This is a genomic window from Dermacoccus sp. GAS27A (genome assembly GCF_044909235.1).
GTDB lineage: Bacteria > Actinomycetota > Actinomycetes > Actinomycetales > Dermatophilaceae > Dermacoccus > Dermacoccus nishinomiyaensis.
In genome coordinates, this window is sequence record NZ_JBIYDW010000001.1 from 127071 (window position 1) to 142805 (window position 15735).

Below are 15735 nucleotides of genomic sequence, written 5' to 3' on the forward strand. Positions count from 1 at the left end.
CGCCATGACGGGGTTGTCGGTGCGCGGTGCTTGTGTATCTGACATCACCCACAGTACGCGGTGTCGCACACAGTTTTCAAAAATGTGTACGAAGAAATCCGTGCGCCCCGTTCGAAAGCACGTTCGGGTGTCGTACAGTTGTTCTATCGCACGCGTGTTCGATCGGTCCCTCCGGGCTGACCGTGTCGCGTGAGGAAGCCGCACCGGTGACGGTGTGGCGGCGCCTCGGGGGTGTCCCGAGAGAAGGAGTGGTTTCGATGGTTGCTTCGAGTACTGCAGTTCGACGTGAGCCCGTGCTGGGTTCGGGTGTCGACGTGCGCCGCGTGGCGCGGGTCGACACCGCGGCATCCCGCTCGCACCTCCACCTCGTGCCCACGGGTGGCGCGGTGCAGGTCGGCACAAACTCTCAGAGCGTTCGTTTCGCCCGTCGTCGCTTCACGGCCGTGTGCGTGGCTCTCGTCGTCGTGGCGGGTGCCATCCTCGCGGGCCGGGCGATGGCGAGCGGTGTCGACGGTACGCAGCGGCACGAGGTCACCGTTCGCGCGGGGGAGACGCTTTCGCAGATCGCGGCGCGTGAGATGCCGGGCGTGCGCAACGACCAGGCGGTCGTCGCGATCGAGCACGAGAGCAACCTCGGCTCGTCGCAGGTGCAGGCCGGCCAGAAGGTGATCATCCCCGCACCGTGAAGTGTGACGATCGCCATCGTCGTGTTCGAGGGTTCGAGGGGGCGTGAGTCGCCTCCCCCCGGCTGGCGCAGGATTCCGCGGCGCACGAGTGGCGGGGGTCGTCGCGAGGTTGCGCAGGGCGAGTAGACGCGGCCTCGGTGCTGTTGCGCGTTGGGTCTCAGGGGCCTAACATCTCTACATGTGGGGCTTTGGCCCCCGCTTCCCCCTAGATGTTGATTCTCCTCCGCTGATGTGCATCTGCGCTCTGAGGCCGGAATCCCGGGGTGGAGCGCCGTCGTCCCGAGTGTTCCCAGCCCCGTCGGAAGGTTTGACGTGCACTGTCCGTTCTGCCGCAACACCGACTCCCGCGTCGTCGATTCGCGCTCGAGCGAGGACGGCACCTGCATCAAGCGGCGCCGTCAGTGCCCGAACTGCGGCAAGCGGTTCTCGACGATGGAGACCGCAAGTCTCACGGTCGTCAAGCGTTCCGGGGTCAGCGAGCCGTTCTCGCGCGACAAGGTGATGTCCGGGGTTCGCAAGGCGTGCCAGGGCCGCCCGGTCACCGACGACCAGTTGGCCGTTCTCACCCAGCAGGTGGAGGAGTCCATCCGCTCGAAGGGCGCCGCCGAGATCGACGCCCATGACGTGGGCATCGAGATCCTCGGGCCCCTGCGCGAACTCGACCACGTCGCGTATCTGCGCTTCGCCTCCGTCTACCAGGCCTTCGAATCGCTCGAGGACTTCGAGACGGCGGTCAGCGAGTTGCGTCAGTACGCCGCCTCGGCGTCCTGACCCCGCGCGCCTGCCGAGGGCGCGCCCCCAGATCCCCCTCACGTACCAGCTCACCCCACCTGCCAGGAGGCTCACGGTCATGACCGAGACGACGAAGGCCCGCGCCAAGACGGGACGCCGCACCGGCGGCGTCACGATCGAACGCATTTTCACCACGCCCGGCGTGCACCCGTACGACGAGGTCACCTGGGAGAAGCGGGACGTCCTCCAGCAGAACTGGAAGACGGGCGAGACGATCTTCGAGCAGTCGGGTGTCGAGTTCCCCGACTTCTGGTCGCTCAACGCCTCCACCATCGTCACGACCAAGTACTTCCGTGGCGCCGTCGGCACCGACGCGCGTGAAAGCTCCCTCAAGCAGCTCATCGACCGCGTCGTGCTGACCTATGCCAAGGCCGGGCGCGACAACGGCTACTTCGCTACCGACGAGGACGCGGAGATCTTCGAGCACGAGCTCACCTACGCCCTGCTGCACCAGGTGTTCTCGTTCAACTCGCCCGTCTGGTTCAACGTCGGTACCGCGAGCCCGCAGCAGGTCAGCGCGTGCTTCATCCTGTCGGTCGAGGACTCGATGGATTCGATCCTCAACTGGTACAAGGAGGAGGGCTTCATCTTCAAGGGTGGCTCGGGCGCCGGTCTCAACCTCTCCCGCATCCGCTCCTCCAAGGAGCTGCTCTCCTCGGGCGGCACCGCATCCGGCCCGGTCTCCTTCATGCGCGGCGCCGACGCCTCGGCCGGCACGATCAAGTCCGGTGGCGCGACGCGTCGCGCGGCCAAGATGGTCGTCCTCGACGTCGACCACCCCGACATCGAGGAGTTCATCGAGACGAAGGCGCGCGAGGAGGACAAGATCCGCGCGCTGCGTGACGCCGGGTTCGACATGGACCTCGGTGGCCGCGACATCGTCTCCGTGCAGTACCAGAACGCCAACAACTCGGTTCGTGTGAACGACGAGTTCATGCAGGCGGTCGTCGACGGCGGCAGCTTCGGTCTGCGCGCCCGCGACACCGGTGAGGTCATCGAGACCGTCGATGCGCGTGAGCTGTTCGACAAGATCAACAAGGCCGCGTGGGAGTGCGCCGACCCGGGCGTGCAGTACGACGACACGATCAACGCGTGGCACACGAACCCCGAGACGGGCCGTATCACGGCGTCGAACCCGTGCTCGGAGTACATGTCGCTCGACAACTCGAGCTGCAACCTCGCCTCGCTCAACCTGCTGAAGTTCCTCAAGGAAGACGACACGTTCGACGCGGCGACGTTCGCCAAGGTCGTCGAACTCGTCATCACGGCGATGGACATCTCGATCTGCTTCGCCGACTTCCCGACCGAGTCGATCGGCAAGACGACCGTCGACTACCGCCAGCTCGGCATCGGGTACGCCAACCTCGGTGCACTGCTCATGGCGACGGGCCACGGTTACGACTCCGACGGTGGCCGCGCCCTGGCGGCCTCGATCACCTCGCTGCTCACGGGTGCCGCCTACAAGCGCTCCGCGGAGATGGCGGCCGTCGTCGGCCCCTACGCCGGCTACGCCCAGAACAGCCAGGCGCACAACCGCGTCATGCGCAAGCACCGCGCGGCCAACGACGAGCTGTCGTCGCACAAGGACATGGGTGCGATGGCGAGCGACATCCACGCCCTCGCCACGAAGGCCTGGGCCGACGTCGTCACGCTCGGCGAGAAGAACGGCTTCCGTAACGCGCAGGCCTCCGTCCTCGCCCCGACCGGCACGATCGGCTTCATGATGGACTGCGACACGACGGGTATCGAGCCCGACTTCTCGCTCGTCAAGTTCAAGAAGCTCGTCGGTGGCGGTTCGATGCAGATCGTCAACCAGACGATCCCGCGTGCGCTGAAGAAGCTGGGTTACCAGGACGAGCAGATCGAGGCGATCGTCGAGCACATCGCCGAGAAGGGCCACGTCATCGACGCGCCCGGTCTCAAGCCCGAGCACTACGAGATCTTCGACTGCGCCATGGGTGCGCGCGCCATCTCGCCGATGGGCCACGTGCGCATGATGGCCGCCTGCCAGCCGTTCCTGTCGGGCGCCATCTCGAAGACGGTCAACCTGCCCGAGACCGCGAGCGTCGACGACATCGCCGAGGTGCACCTCGAGGGCTGGAAGCTCGGCCTCAAGGCCATCGCGGTCTACCGCGACAACTGCAAGGTCGGCCAGCCGCTGTCCGACGGCAAGGCGGAGAAGAAGTCCGAGCCCGCCGCGACCAGCACCGAGACCGCGGCTGCGGAGAAGGTCATCGAGTACCGTCCGGTCCGCAAGCGTCTGCCGAAGCGTCGCTCGTCGCAGACGACGTCGTTCGCCGTTGGCGGCGCGGAGGGCTACCTCACCGCCGGCACGTACGAGAACGGTGACCTCGGCGAGCTGTTCCTCAAGTTCGGCAAGCAGGGTTCGACGCTCGCCGGTGTCATGGACGCGTTCTCGATCGCGGTCTCCATCGGCCTGCAGTACGGCGTGCCACTCGAGACGTTCGTCGAGAAGTTCACGAACCTGCGCTTCGAGCCGGCCGGTATGACGGACGACGCCGACGTGCGCATGGCGCAGTCGATCATGGACTACGTCTTCCGCCGCCTGGCGCTCGACTACCTCGACTTCGACACGCGCTCGTTCATGGGTATCCACACCGCGGCCGAGCGTGCGCGTCAACTCGAGACGGGTTCCTACGCTCCGAGCGAGGGCGACGACGAGAGCTTCGACGCGGAGTCGAACTCGCAGACGGCCGCCCCGGCCCGTCAGGAGCGCGCGGGTACCACTGCGCCGGCAGCTCCGATGACGTCGGAGGAGGAGCATGCCGACGAGGTCATCTCGGGCTCGGGTGCAGCCTCGGCCCGTGAGGTGAGCAACGAGATCCACAGCTCCACCGAGCTGCTCGAGAAGTTCCAGGGTCACGCCGCGGATGCGCCGATGTGCATGACGTGCGGGACGAAGATGCGTCCGGCCGGTAGCTGCTACGTGTGCGAGGGCTGCGGAAGCACCTCCGGCTGCAGCTGATGCTTCGCTGAGGCATGAAGGCAGGCGTCGCCGGTGACGAGAGTCATTGACGGCGCCTGCCGTCTTGCCCGCTGAGATGGATCGTCCTGCGATCGCCTCGATGAAGTCTCATGATGTGAGCGACGCGTCAGGTCGTCGTCACCGCCAGCGAAAGGAACCGGCCGTGAAGGCACTGCTGCTCGAGAACGTGCACCCCCTGGGGGAGGCGCTGCTGCGCGAGGCCGGCTTCGAGGTCGACATGCGCATCGGCGCGATGGACGAGGACGAGCTGATCGAGGCGCTGCAGGGCGTCGACCTGCTCGGCATCCGCTCCAAGACCGAGGTGAGCGCGCGCGTGCTCGACAATGCGCCCGACCTGCAGGCGATCGGGGCCTTCTGCATCGGCACGAACCAGATCGACCTCGCGCACGCCGCGGGGCGGGGCATCGTCGTGTTCAACGCACCGTTCTCCAACACGCGTTCGGTCGTTGAACTTGCCATCGCCGAGATCATCATGATGGCGCGCCGCCTCAGCGAGAAGGACCGCGCGCTGCACGACGGGGTGTGGCACAAGGACGCGAAGGGCAGCCACGAGATCCGCGGCCGCAAGCTCGGCATCGTCGGGTACGGCAACATCGGCTCGCAGCTGTCGGTCGTCGGGGAGATGCTCGGCCTGCAGGTCTACTTCTACGACACCGACGACAAGCTCGCCCTCGGCAACGCGACACGCTGCTCGTCGCTCGAGGAGCTGCTGTCGATCGCCGAGGTCATCACGCTGCACGTCGACGGGCGCTCCGGCAACGCCGGTTTCTTCGGCGCCGAGCAGTTCGCCGCGATGCGCCCGCGCTCGTTGTTCCTCAACCTCTCGCGCGGCTTCGTCGTCGACTACGACGCGCTCAAGACGCATCTCGAATCCGGTCACATCGCCGGTGCGGCGGTCGACGTGTTCCCGACCGAGCCCAAGAAGAAGGGCGATCCGTTCGACTCACCGTTGCAGGGAATCCCCAACGTCGTGCTGACGCCGCACATCGGCGGCTCGACGGAGGAGGCGCAGGAGGACATCGGACGGTTCGTCGCCGCGAAGCTGCGCGACTACGTCCAGCGTGGTTCAACGACGCTCAACGTCAACCTCCCGTCGCTCAACCTGCCCGAGCGCCCGGGTCAGCACCGCATCGTGCATTTCCACAAGAACGTGCCGGGTGCGCTGGCGCGCATGAACGGCATCCTCGCCGAGCACGGCGTCAACATCGAGGGTCAGATGCTCGACACCGCCGCGGACACCGGCTACGTCGTCACCGACGTCGTCTCCCAGCTGCCCGACGCCGTCCTGGACCAGCTGCGCGCGATGCCGGAGACGATCAGGCTGCGCGTCGTGCGCTGAGCCGCACCGACCTGCCGCGACCCGTCCCGCGACGGTGTACGAGTGCAGCGTCAGCGGCCCACGAACCGCCCACGCGAAGCGCGTACCCGCGCCATCGCGTGGGCGCCGGCGCCTTCGGACGTCATCTCGAGCCACCGGACGCACACCGTCCGAAGGGTGAGTCGCAGGCTAGACTGACCGGCAGAACCGACGACGCCGCAGCCGCAGGCTCCGCGTCGCCGAATGCCCCCTTCGACGCAGGTGACGGCGGCCCTCGCTGAGGGTTCGCCGTGCCGGGAGTGACGGTGTGATGCAAGCCCCCATGACGTGGTCCGACGAGGCTGCGGATGGCCAGCGCGAGACCGATCTGGGTCGGTGGCGGAGCACGTACGACCTCATGGCCGAGCACGTCGAGGCCGACCCCGCGTTCGTCGCGTCGTGGCAGCAGCTCGACGCGCTCGCGCACACCCGCGACGTCGAACTGAGGGCTGACGTCGAGGCAATGATCCGTCGCCCCGACATCGAGCGCTTCGCCGAGGCCCTCGCGCAGTGGGGCGCGCGGCCGGGCCCATATGTCGGGGCCGGCGCGCTCGCGCGGCACTGGCTGCCGCGCGTCGTGGCGCACTGCGAGGACCGCCTCGGCGAGCTCGAGGACGTGCTGGCGAAGGTGCTCGTCACCCCGACCTCGCTCGACGAGGCGGGCACGTCGATCGCGCGTCTCGAGGACGTCATCGGATCCGGTGGTCCTGATCTCGCGCGCGTGCCGACGTTCCTGTCGCTCGTGTGGGCCACCTCCGGCCAGGGGGACTGGCCGGTGCTGTGGCCGGGTGGGGCGGACGCGTTCGCGATCCTGGGGTGGATGGGGCGCCACCTCACGCACGCCGAGCGCTACGTCGACTTCGTGACGCTGTGCCGTGCGTTCAGCCCCGCCGGCGCCTACCGGGCGCAGCGCGTCGTCACGGCGCTGGGCGAGAAGCCGTCGTTCGTCGGCTTCGGCGCGGCGCTGCCTGCGCTGGCGACCGAGTCGACGCAACTGCACCGTTCTTTCGAGCAGGGAGTCGGCTATCCGGACGGCGAGTCGGAGGCACGCGCCGCGTCCCTGGCGCTGCAGTTGCGCGGTCATGCTGCGCTCGTCGCGCGCAGCCTGCACGAGCAGCTCGAGCGTGCCACGGGTGTCAAGCTCGCCGAGACAAGCCTGCAGACCCGGACGGAGGCGTCCTCGCGGGCGGCCTACCGCAGCGATTCGCACTCGACGTGGCTGCTGCCCGCGAGCAGCGGGGGAGCGCCCGCCCTGCGCGTGTGGATGACGAGCTCCGGCATCGCCGTCGGGCTGATGTCGGGCTGGGATCCCGCGGCGGGCGCCGAACGTCACGAGGAGCTCGGCTCGCGGCTCGAGCAGAACCTGCCTGCCGCTCTGGAGTTCATCCATCTCGGCCCGGCCGGCGCGCCGGACCGCCTGACGCCGACGGGGGCGTCGTACGAGGGTGGCGAGGTGTTCGTCGGCCGCTGGTTCCCGCACCCCGACGGGGTGGGGCGGCGCAGCTTCGCCGCGGACGTCGAGGACACCGTGCGCCGCGTGCTGCCGCTGGTCGACACGATGCGCGGCTCCGATGCGCCCGTCGAGGGCATCGACGAGGAGCTCGCCATCGCGCTGCGCGCCTTCCTGGCCGACCGTCCGTACCCGGCGGAGCGCGATCAGTGGCACGTCGAGCAGCGCCGCACCTTCGCGGCCTCGCTCGAAGCGGAGGCGCTCGCCGCGTTCGACCTCGCGACGTTCAAGCGCATCATCGCCGGTGGCGCCTACGGGTCGACGGGCACGCACAGTGTCCTCGACGCGCGCCTCGCCGCGCTCGATGCGCGTGGCCTCGAGAACCTCGCGCGCTCCGTCACGCACCTGCTGTGGGGTGAGGGCGATGACGCCGACCGCATCGACGCGGTCATCGACCCCGAGGGCGCCGATGAGGTCTCGCTCGACGAGGCGGTCGCGATGAAGCTCCTGGCGATCGCGCACCCGCACCGCTACCTGCCCGTGTACGCGATGACGGGGCGTGACGGCAAGGTCGCTCTCGCGCAGGCGCTCGGTGTCGTCCTGCCGCGTCGGCGCGAGTTGTCGCGTGGTCGGCTGCAGGTCATCGCCGCGGACCGGTTGCGCGGCAAGCTCGAACCGTTGCTGCCGAACGACCCGTGGGGGCAGGTGCAGTTCGCGCTGTGGCTGCTGCGCAAGGGCGAGACGAGCGTCGACCCCGAACGAGATCTGGTCGCCGAGGCGGCGGCGGATCTGCTCGTGGACGAGGAGTTCCTGCGCGAGATCGACGAGTTGCTGCAGGACAAGAAGCAGCTCATCTTCTACGGTCCGCCCGGGACGGGCAAGACGTTCATGGCGCAGCGATTCGCGGCGGCCCTGCAGCCCGACCCGACGAAGCGCGCCGTCGTGCAGTTCCACCCGTCCACGTCGTACGAGGACTTCTTCGAGGGCTTCCGCCCGCGTCTCGACGCCGCTGGCGCAATGGTCTACGAACTGCGCAAGGGGCCGCTGGCGCTCATGGCCGAGGCCGCCGAGGCCGACCCGACGACGCCGCACATCATGGTCATCGACGAGATCAACCGCGCGAACCTGCCGCGCGTCTTCGGTGAGCTGCTGTTCCTGCTCGAGTACCGCTCGCAGTCGGTCATGACGAGCTACCGGCCCGACGAGGGCTTCCAGCTGCCCTCGAACCTGTACTTCATCGGCACGATGAACACGGCCGACCGATCGATCGCCCTCGTCGACGCTGCGCTGCGACGCCGCTTCCACTTCCTGCCGTTCATGCCGCACGAAGGCCCGATGGAGGGGCTGCTGGCGCGCTGGCTGGAGCGCGAGAACGGCCCCGTGTGGGTGGCGGGCGTCGTCGATCGGGTCAACGAGGAGCTGCGTCAGATCCTGCGCGGCCCGCACCTGCAGATCGGCCACAGCCACTTCATGGTGCGCGACCTCGACGACGCCGCGCTCGCCCGCATCTGGAAGTACGGCGTCTACCCGTTCATCGAGGATCAGCTCTACGGGCGCGAGGACGTGCTCGCGACGTTCACCTGGGAGGCCGTGCTCGAACGGCACGCCCAGGCTGCGCATGCTGACGACGACGCGGCGCGCGCCACGAACGACGCGACGCCCGAGGGGCCATGACGGCGCTCGCGGCCGGTGCCCTCGCGCCGGACGAGCGCGTTCGCCTCACCCTGGCGGAGCACTCGCGTTCGGAGCCGGTCCGCGTGCCGAGCAGTGCGCGTCGCGCCCTGTTCTCGGTCGGCTCGGATCGGGTGAGGTTGCTCGCCACGGCCGATCCGGAGGCCGTCGTCGTCGAGACGACGTCGTGGGTCGGCACGGTCAGCGTTCCCGGTTTCGAGGTGCGCATCGTGCCACGCGTGCGGATGGCATCGATCTTCGCGATGCTCGGCGGACAGGACGCGTCGATCGCGTGGGGGAGTGAGACGAGCGATTTCGCGGGTGACGGCGAACTGCTCGACGGCTCGGCGCTCGTCGTCCTGTGCGCTGTCGAGGCGGCGACCCGCCGCGGGCTGCTGCACGGGTATCGCACGCGCGAGGAGGAGAGTTCGACGCTGCGGGGCCGCTTGCTCGTCGCCCAGCTCGCCCGCAGACCGTGGACAGTCGGCGCCCCGGTGTGCCGGTTCGAGGAGTTCACGTCAGACGTCGTCGAGAACCACCTGCTGCGCGCGGCCGTCGTCCGCGTGCTCGGCGCCCCCGGCCTCAGCCCGCAGACGCGGCGTCTCGCCGTCGAGCTGCTCGCGCGGTTCGACGGGGTCGCCGACGCCGATCCGAGGGAGCTGGCGCTCGAGATCCCGTTGACGCGGCTCAATGCGCACTACGAGCACGCGATGGGTCTGGCGCGTCTCGCGATCGACGGTTTCTCGATCCGTCATGACGCGGGTGAGCGCGGTGCGAACGCGTTCCTCGTCGACGTCGACCTCGTCTTCCTGCGCTTCGTCGCCACCGAGCTGCGGGCGCGGTTGTGGCCCGCGCATCGCGTCGAGCAGGCCGAGGAGCTCGCGCTCGACGACGCCGCGTCGCTGCGCGCTACCGCCGACATCCTCGTGCGTGACGCGAGCGGCCCCCGCCTCGTCATCGGCACCCGCTACCACCTCGGTGACGACGACGTGCCCCGCCGCACGGGTGACCCGCTGCACCTCATGACGGGCGGAGGTCGCGACACCGCGCGGACTCCTCGCGACCCGGCCGCCGCCGTCGCGAACGACGCGGCCGCCTTCTTCCCGGTCATGGTGCAGGCCGCCTCGCTCGACCTCGACGCAGCACTCGTCGTCTATGCCCACGCGCGGCGCCGCCCGGCGAGCCGCATCCGGATGCCGGCGACGCGGGCGAGCGTCCACTCGTGGCACGTCGACCTCGACGCGTCGTGGCGTGAGCTGAGCGATGGCCTCGACGATCTCGCGGCGCACGTGCGGCGTCTGTGCGGGTGACGGGCGCCGAGCTCCTGCGCACGCCCCCTGCGTCTCCTGACACCCGAGACGCCGCGCACGTCACCCCGCGGCCGCCACGCACCGGCGTCCGCAGTGCGCCCTGAGCGAAACCCGGTGCCGTCGAGGCGGTGCGCGAGCGAGAGCCCGACTATCGTGGCGGCGTGTCCACGACGATGAACCTGGCCCCCGCCGATCTCGAGCGCCGTGCTGCGCTGCGTCGCATGCGCCTCGTGGCGACGGGGCTGCTCGTCCTCGCGGCCGTCATCTACATCCTCACGCACGGCCATGGCGGGGCGTGGGGGTACGTCAACGCGGCGGCCGAGGCTGCGATGGTCGGTGCCGTTGCCGACTGGTTCGCGGTGACCGCGCTGTTCCGTCACCCCCTCGGTCTCAAGGTGCCGCACACGGCCATCATCCCGACGCGCAAGGATCAGCTGGGCAAGAGCCTCGAGGAGTTCGTCGCCTCCAACTTCCTCACCCCCGATCTCGTGCGCGAGCGCATCCGCGGCGTCGACGTCCCGCGACGCGTCGCGGCCTGGGTCGAGCGCCCCGGTCAGGCCGAGCGGCTCGTCGCCCAGATCACCCCGCAGCTCAACAAGGCGCTCGAGAGCCTCGACGAGGACGAGGTGCGCCACTTCCTCGACGCCGTCCTCATCCCGCGTCTGCAGCGCGAGCCCATCGGCGAACTCGGCGGGCACCTGCTCGAAGGGGTCGTCGCGGACGGCACGCACCACGGGTTCGTCGACGTCTGCGTCACCGAGATGCACGTCTGGGTGAGCGAGAACAAGGATGCGGTGACGCGCATCGTCGGGGCGAAGGCGCCGTGGTGGTCACCGCAGTGGCTCGACGACGCCGTCGTCGACCGCATCCACCTCGAGATCGTCAAGTGGCTCGCGGAGGTGCGCGACACACCCGATCACGCGATGCGTCGCGCGATCGACGCGTTCCTCGCTCGCGCCGCGCACGACCTGCAGCACGACGAGAAGACCCAGCAGCAGGCGGAGAACCTCAAGCAGCGCTTCCTCACCCACCCCAGCGTCGCCGACGCGGCCCTGAACGTGTGGTCGTCGGTGCGTCGGATGCTCGGTGACGCTCTCATGGATCCTGACGGCGAGCTGCGGGCGCGGATGGTCCACCACCTGCGGGCGCTCGCGCAGCGCATCCGCACCGATGACGCGCTCCACGCGAGCCTCGAACGTCGCCTCGAGGACGTCGCAGCCGCCGGCGTCGAGGGATACGGCCACGAGATCACGGCCCTCATCTCCTCGACGGTCGAGCGCTGGGACGCGCAGGACGCCTCCGAACGCATCGAGTCGTTCGTCGGGCGCGACCTGCAGTTCATCCGCATCAACGGCACCGTCGTCGGCGGCCTCGTCGGCCTCCTCATCTACACGCTCAGCCAGCTCCTGCCCTGACGGCGGGGGCGCTGGGCCCTGCCCGAACGCGCGCGGCCATCACCGGCGCGCGTGAGAAAATGAGCGAATCGTGACTACTCCAAGACCTTCGCAACCTTCCTCGAACGGCGATCCGGCGATGCCCGGGCCGCCGCTCGCCTCATCGTCCCGCCGGCGCAGGCCGAGCCGGAGCAGAGCGAACGCGTCACCCCGAGGGGACGAACCGGCCCTGGCCGCCGAGGCCATCCCCGACCCCACATCGGAAGCAGCGTCGTATGTCCTGCGCTACCCGGGCCACCTGCCCGTCGTCGAGGCGAAAGACGAGATCCTCGAGGCGATCCGCGACCACCAGGTCGTCATCGTCGCGGGCGAAACGGGTTCGGGCAAGACGACGCAGCTGCCGAAGTTCTGCCTCGAACTGGGGCGCGGGCGCGCCGGCGCCATCGGCCACACCCAACCGCGACGCATCGCGGCGCGTTCGGTCGCCGAGCGGCTCGCCGAAGAACTCGAGTCGCCGCTCGGTGAGACGGTCGGCTATCAGGTGCGCTTCGTCGACGAGTCGTCGAAGAAGACCCGCGTGCGCGTCATGACCGACGGCATCCTGTTGTCGCAGATGCAACGCGATCGGGATCTGCGTCAGTACGACACGCTCATCATCGACGAGGCGCACGAACGCAGCCTCAACATCGACTTCATCCTCGGCTACCTCAAGCAGTTGCTGCCGCGGCGCCCCGATCTCAAGGTGATCATCACGTCCGCGACGATCGACCCGGAGCGCTTCGCCGAGCACTTCGCCGGCCCGGACGGGCCCGCGCCGATCATCGAGGTCTCGGGGCGCACCTACCCCGTCGAGACGCGGTATCGGCCCCTCGTGCGCGAGCTCGCGCCGAGCAAGCCGGGGGAGGACCCCAAGCTCGAGGACGTCGATCAGGTGACGGGCATCGTCGAGGCCGCACAGGAGCTGTGGCGCTCAGGCAGCGGTGACGGTTCGGCGCAGGACATCCTCGTCTTCTGCTCCGGTGAGCGCGAGATCCGCGACGCCGCGGACGCGCTCAAAGGCGCTGACTGGGGGCGCGCGCGTCACGACGTCGAGATCGTGCCGCTCTATGCGCGCCTGTCCGCCGCCGAGCAGCATCGCGTCTTCGCCCCGCACCACGGGCGACGCATCGTCCTGGCGACGAACGTCGCCGAGACGTCGCTGACGGTGCCGGGCATCCGCTACGTCATCGACACCGGCACCGCGCGCATCTCGCGCTACAGCCAGCGCACGAAGGTGCAGCGTCTGCCGATCGAGCTGATCTCGCAGGCCTCCGCCCGTCAGCGCGCCGGCCGGTGCGGCCGCGTCGCCGACGGCATCTGCATCCGGTTGTACTCGGAGGAGGATTTCGCGTCCCGCCCGGAGTTCACCGACCCCGAGATCCTGCGGACGAACCTCGCGAGCGTCATCCTGCAGATGACGTCCTTGGGCCTCGGCGACATCGCGCGCTTCCCGTTCGTCGACGCGCCCGACGCCCGCCAGATCAAGGACGGCGTGGCGCTGCTCGAGGAGTTGCACGCCCTCGACACCACCGCTCAGGGGCCGCGCAAGAAGCTGACGCCGACCGGCCGCACTCTCGCGCGCCTGCCCGTCGACCCGCGGCTCGGACGCATGCTCGTCGCCGCCGCCGAGAACGGCTCGCTGCGGGAGGTACTCGTCATCGTCGCGGCGATGTCGATCCAGGATCCGCGTGAGCGCCCCGCGGACGCGCAGGCCCAGGCGGATCAGCAGCACGCCCGGTTCAAGCACGAGAAGAGCGACTTCCTCAGCTACCTCAACCTGTGGAACTACGTGCGCGAGCAGCAGCGCGAACTGTCCAGCAGTGCCTTCCGGCGCCTGTGCAAGCGCGAGTACCTCCACTACCTGCGGCTGCGCGAATGGCAGGATCTGCACGGCCAGCTCAAGGCGGCGTGCAAGCAGGCCAAGCTGTTCATGAGCGACAACGCCGCGAGCGTGGATGCCGTCCACCAGGCGCTGCTCACGGGTCTGCTCAGCCACGTCGGGCTGCGGGATCGTGAGAAGCGTGAGTACCTCGGCGCCCGTCAGGCGCGTTTCGCGATCCAGCCCGGCTCGACGCTGTTCCGACGCCAACCCGACTGGGTCATGGCGGGCGAGCTGGTCGAGACGACCCGCATGTGGGCGCGCACCAACGCGGTCGTCGACCCCGCCTGGATCGAACGGGCGGGCGCCCACCTCGTCAAGCGCTCGTATGCCGAACCGCACTGGGAGCGCTCGCGCGCGGGGGCCGTCGCGTCCGAGCGGGTCACGCTGTACGGCATCCCGATCGTCGCGGGCCGCAAGGCCGCCTACGGCGCGATCGATCCGGAGGTCTCTCGCGACCTGTTCATCCGTCACGCTCTCGTCGAGGGTGACTGGGATGCGCAGCACCAGTTCCTCAAGGACAACGCGGCGCTGCGCGCGCGCTTCGCCGACCTCGAGGCGCGCGCCCGACGGCGTGACCTCGTCGTCGACGACGACGTCCTGTTCGACTTCTACGACGAGCGCATCCCGGCGGACATCGTCTCCGGGGCGCACTTCGACCGGTGGTGGAAGAACGAGCGTCGTAAGAACCCGAGCCTGCTCACCTTCACCGAGGATTTGCTCGTCGCCGACGACGCGGACGCCGTCGACGAGTCGGCCTACCCGAAGTCGTGGCGGCAGGGCAGTCTCAGGCTCAAGTTGACGTATCAGTTCGAGCCGGGTGCAGACGCCGACGGCATCACCGTGCACGTGCCGCTGCCGGTGCTCAACCAGGTCGAGGATCACGGGTTCGACTGGCTCGTGCCCGGTATGCGTGAGGAACTCGCGACGGCCCTCGTGAAGTCGCTGCCGAAGAACATCCGACGCAGCTTCGTCCCGGCTCCCGACCATGCGCGGCGGGCGCTGGCGCTCATGGATGCCCAGGGTCGCCCGGGTGAGGTCCCGTTCGCCGACGAGCTGGGCGAGGCGCTGTTTCGTCTCACCTCGGTACGTGTGCCCGCGGGGAGTTGGGGCCCGGGGAAGCTGCCCGACCACCTGAAGGTCACGTTCAGGGTCGAGGATGAGCGGGGCCGCAAGATCCGTGAGAGCAAGGATCTCGCGGCGCTGCAGGACGAACTCGCCGGGCGTCTGCGTCAGTCGATCGCGAAGGCGGCCGGAGACCTCGAGCAGCAGGGGCTGACGCAGTGGACGTTCGGTGAGCTGCCCCGCCAGTTCACGAAGTCGGCCGGCCGCCAGCGGATGACGGGCTTCCCGGCTGTCGTCGACCACGGCCGTGACGTCGCTGTCGAGGTGCTCGGCACCGAGTCCGAGGCGCGCCAGGCCACTCGGCTCGGCACCCGCCGTCTGCTGCTGCTCAACACGCAGGTGCCGTGGAAGCGAATCCTCGGCCTCATGAGCAACCGGCAGAAGCTCGCGCTCGGCAACAACCCGCACGGTTCGATGGACGCCCTCATGGACGACGTCCTCGCGGCCGCCGTCGACTCCGTCATCGAAGGCATTCCCGGGCGCGAAGTGCGCGACGCAGAGCAGTTCGACTTGGCGCTCACGGCGATCCGTCAGCAGGTGGCACCGCTCGTGCTCGAGGCGGCCGAGAAGCTCGCGCCCGTGCTCGAGCACGCCGCCGAGGTGCAGCTCGGGCTGTCACGATTGACGGCGCCCGCGGCGAAGGCGTTGCACGACGACGTCGCCGCTCACCTCGTCGCGCTCATCCATCCCGGTTTCGTCGCCGAGACCGGGTTGGCGCGCCTCGGTCACCTCGATCGCTACGTGCGGGGCATGCTCGAGCGGCTCGACAAGGGCGTCACCGATCTCGTGCGTGACGCCGACCGCGCCGACCTCGTCGCGACCGTCCGACGTGAGTACGACGACATGGTCGCCGGGCTGCGCCCCGAGCGCCGTGGGGACGCCGACGTGCTCGACATCCGCTGGATGATCGAGGAGCTTGCCGTCAGCCAGTTCGCGCAGCGTCTGGGCACCGCTCACCCGGTGTCCGAGAAGCGGATCTACAAGGCCATGGACGCTGCGGAGGCCCGCTGATCGGGCGTAGGTTG

At 69.2% G+C, this 15735-nt stretch carries 8 protein-coding genes; all 8 read left to right on the plus strand.

What is annotated here, in order from left to right; all coding sequences use genetic code 11:
* Positions 1-257 precede the first annotated feature (257 nt).
* The 8 genes from ABH936_RS00565 to hrpA all read left to right on the plus strand — a co-directional run bounded on the left by ABH936_RS00565 (position 258) and on the right by hrpA (position 15721).
* On the plus strand, positions 258-686 hold the full coding sequence (locus ABH936_RS00565; RefSeq protein WP_404602067.1) for a LysM peptidoglycan-binding domain-containing protein: 429 nt from the start codon (positions 258-260) through the stop codon (positions 684-686).
* A 312-nt stretch (positions 687-998) separates the two neighbouring features.
* Positions 999-1457, plus strand: a complete 459-nt coding sequence (gene nrdR / locus ABH936_RS00570) for a transcriptional regulator NrdR (protein ID WP_404602069.1) — start codon at positions 999-1001, stop codon at positions 1455-1457.
* A 79-nt stretch (positions 1458-1536) separates the two neighbouring features.
* On the plus strand, positions 1537-4464 hold the full coding sequence (locus tag ABH936_RS00575) for a vitamin B12-dependent ribonucleotide reductase (RefSeq protein WP_404602071.1): 2928 nt from the start codon (positions 1537-1539) through the stop codon (positions 4462-4464).
* Positions 4465-4627: 163 nt separating this feature from the next.
* Positions 4628-5824: a phosphoglycerate dehydrogenase gene (serA, locus tag ABH936_RS00580; RefSeq protein ID WP_040014956.1), complete on the plus strand. Its 1197-nt coding sequence runs from the start codon at positions 4628-4630 to the stop codon at positions 5822-5824.
* A 301-nt stretch (positions 5825-6125) separates the two neighbouring features.
* Positions 6126-8966 carry an AAA family ATPase gene (locus ABH936_RS00585; RefSeq protein ID WP_404602074.1) on the plus strand — a complete coding sequence of 947 codons (2841 nt, stop codon included), beginning with the start codon at positions 6126-6128 and terminating at the stop codon, positions 8964-8966.
* Entirely contained in the window at positions 8963-10273 is a 1311-nt protein-coding gene (locus tag ABH936_RS00590) for an McrC family protein (RefSeq protein ID WP_051805783.1), read from the plus strand. Before ABH936_RS00585 ends, ABH936_RS00590 begins: the two co-directional genes overlap by 4 nt.
* 161 nt (positions 10274-10434) lie before the next feature.
* Positions 10435-11688 (plus strand): DUF445 domain-containing protein, encoded by a 1254-nt coding sequence (locus ABH936_RS00595; RefSeq protein ID WP_038570673.1) that lies wholly within the window; start codon positions 10435-10437, stop codon positions 11686-11688.
* Positions 11689-11806: 118 nt separating this feature from the next.
* Positions 11807-15721: an ATP-dependent RNA helicase HrpA gene (gene hrpA, locus ABH936_RS00600; RefSeq protein ID WP_404602077.1), complete on the plus strand. Its 3915-nt coding sequence runs from the start codon at positions 11807-11809 to the stop codon at positions 15719-15721.
* The last annotated feature ends 14 nt before the right edge of the window (positions 15722-15735 follow it).

Coding starts and splice junctions, on each gene's coding strand:
- ABH936_RS00565 (WP_404602067.1), top strand. CDS start 258: ATGGTTGCTTCGAGTACTGCAGTTCGACGTGAGCCCGTGCTGGGTTCG.
- ABH936_RS00575 (WP_404602071.1), top strand. CDS start 1,537: ATGACCGAGACGACGAAGGCCCGCGCCAAGACGGGACGCCGCACCGGC.
- ABH936_RS00585 (WP_404602074.1), top strand. CDS start 6,126: ATGACGTGGTCCGACGAGGCTGCGGATGGCCAGCGCGAGACCGATCTG.
- ABH936_RS00590 (WP_051805783.1), top strand. CDS start 8,963: ATGACGGCGCTCGCGGCCGGTGCCCTCGCGCCGGACGAGCGCGTTCGC.
- hrpA (WP_404602077.1), top strand. CDS start 11,807: ATGCCCGGGCCGCCGCTCGCCTCATCGTCCCGCCGGCGCAGGCCGAGC.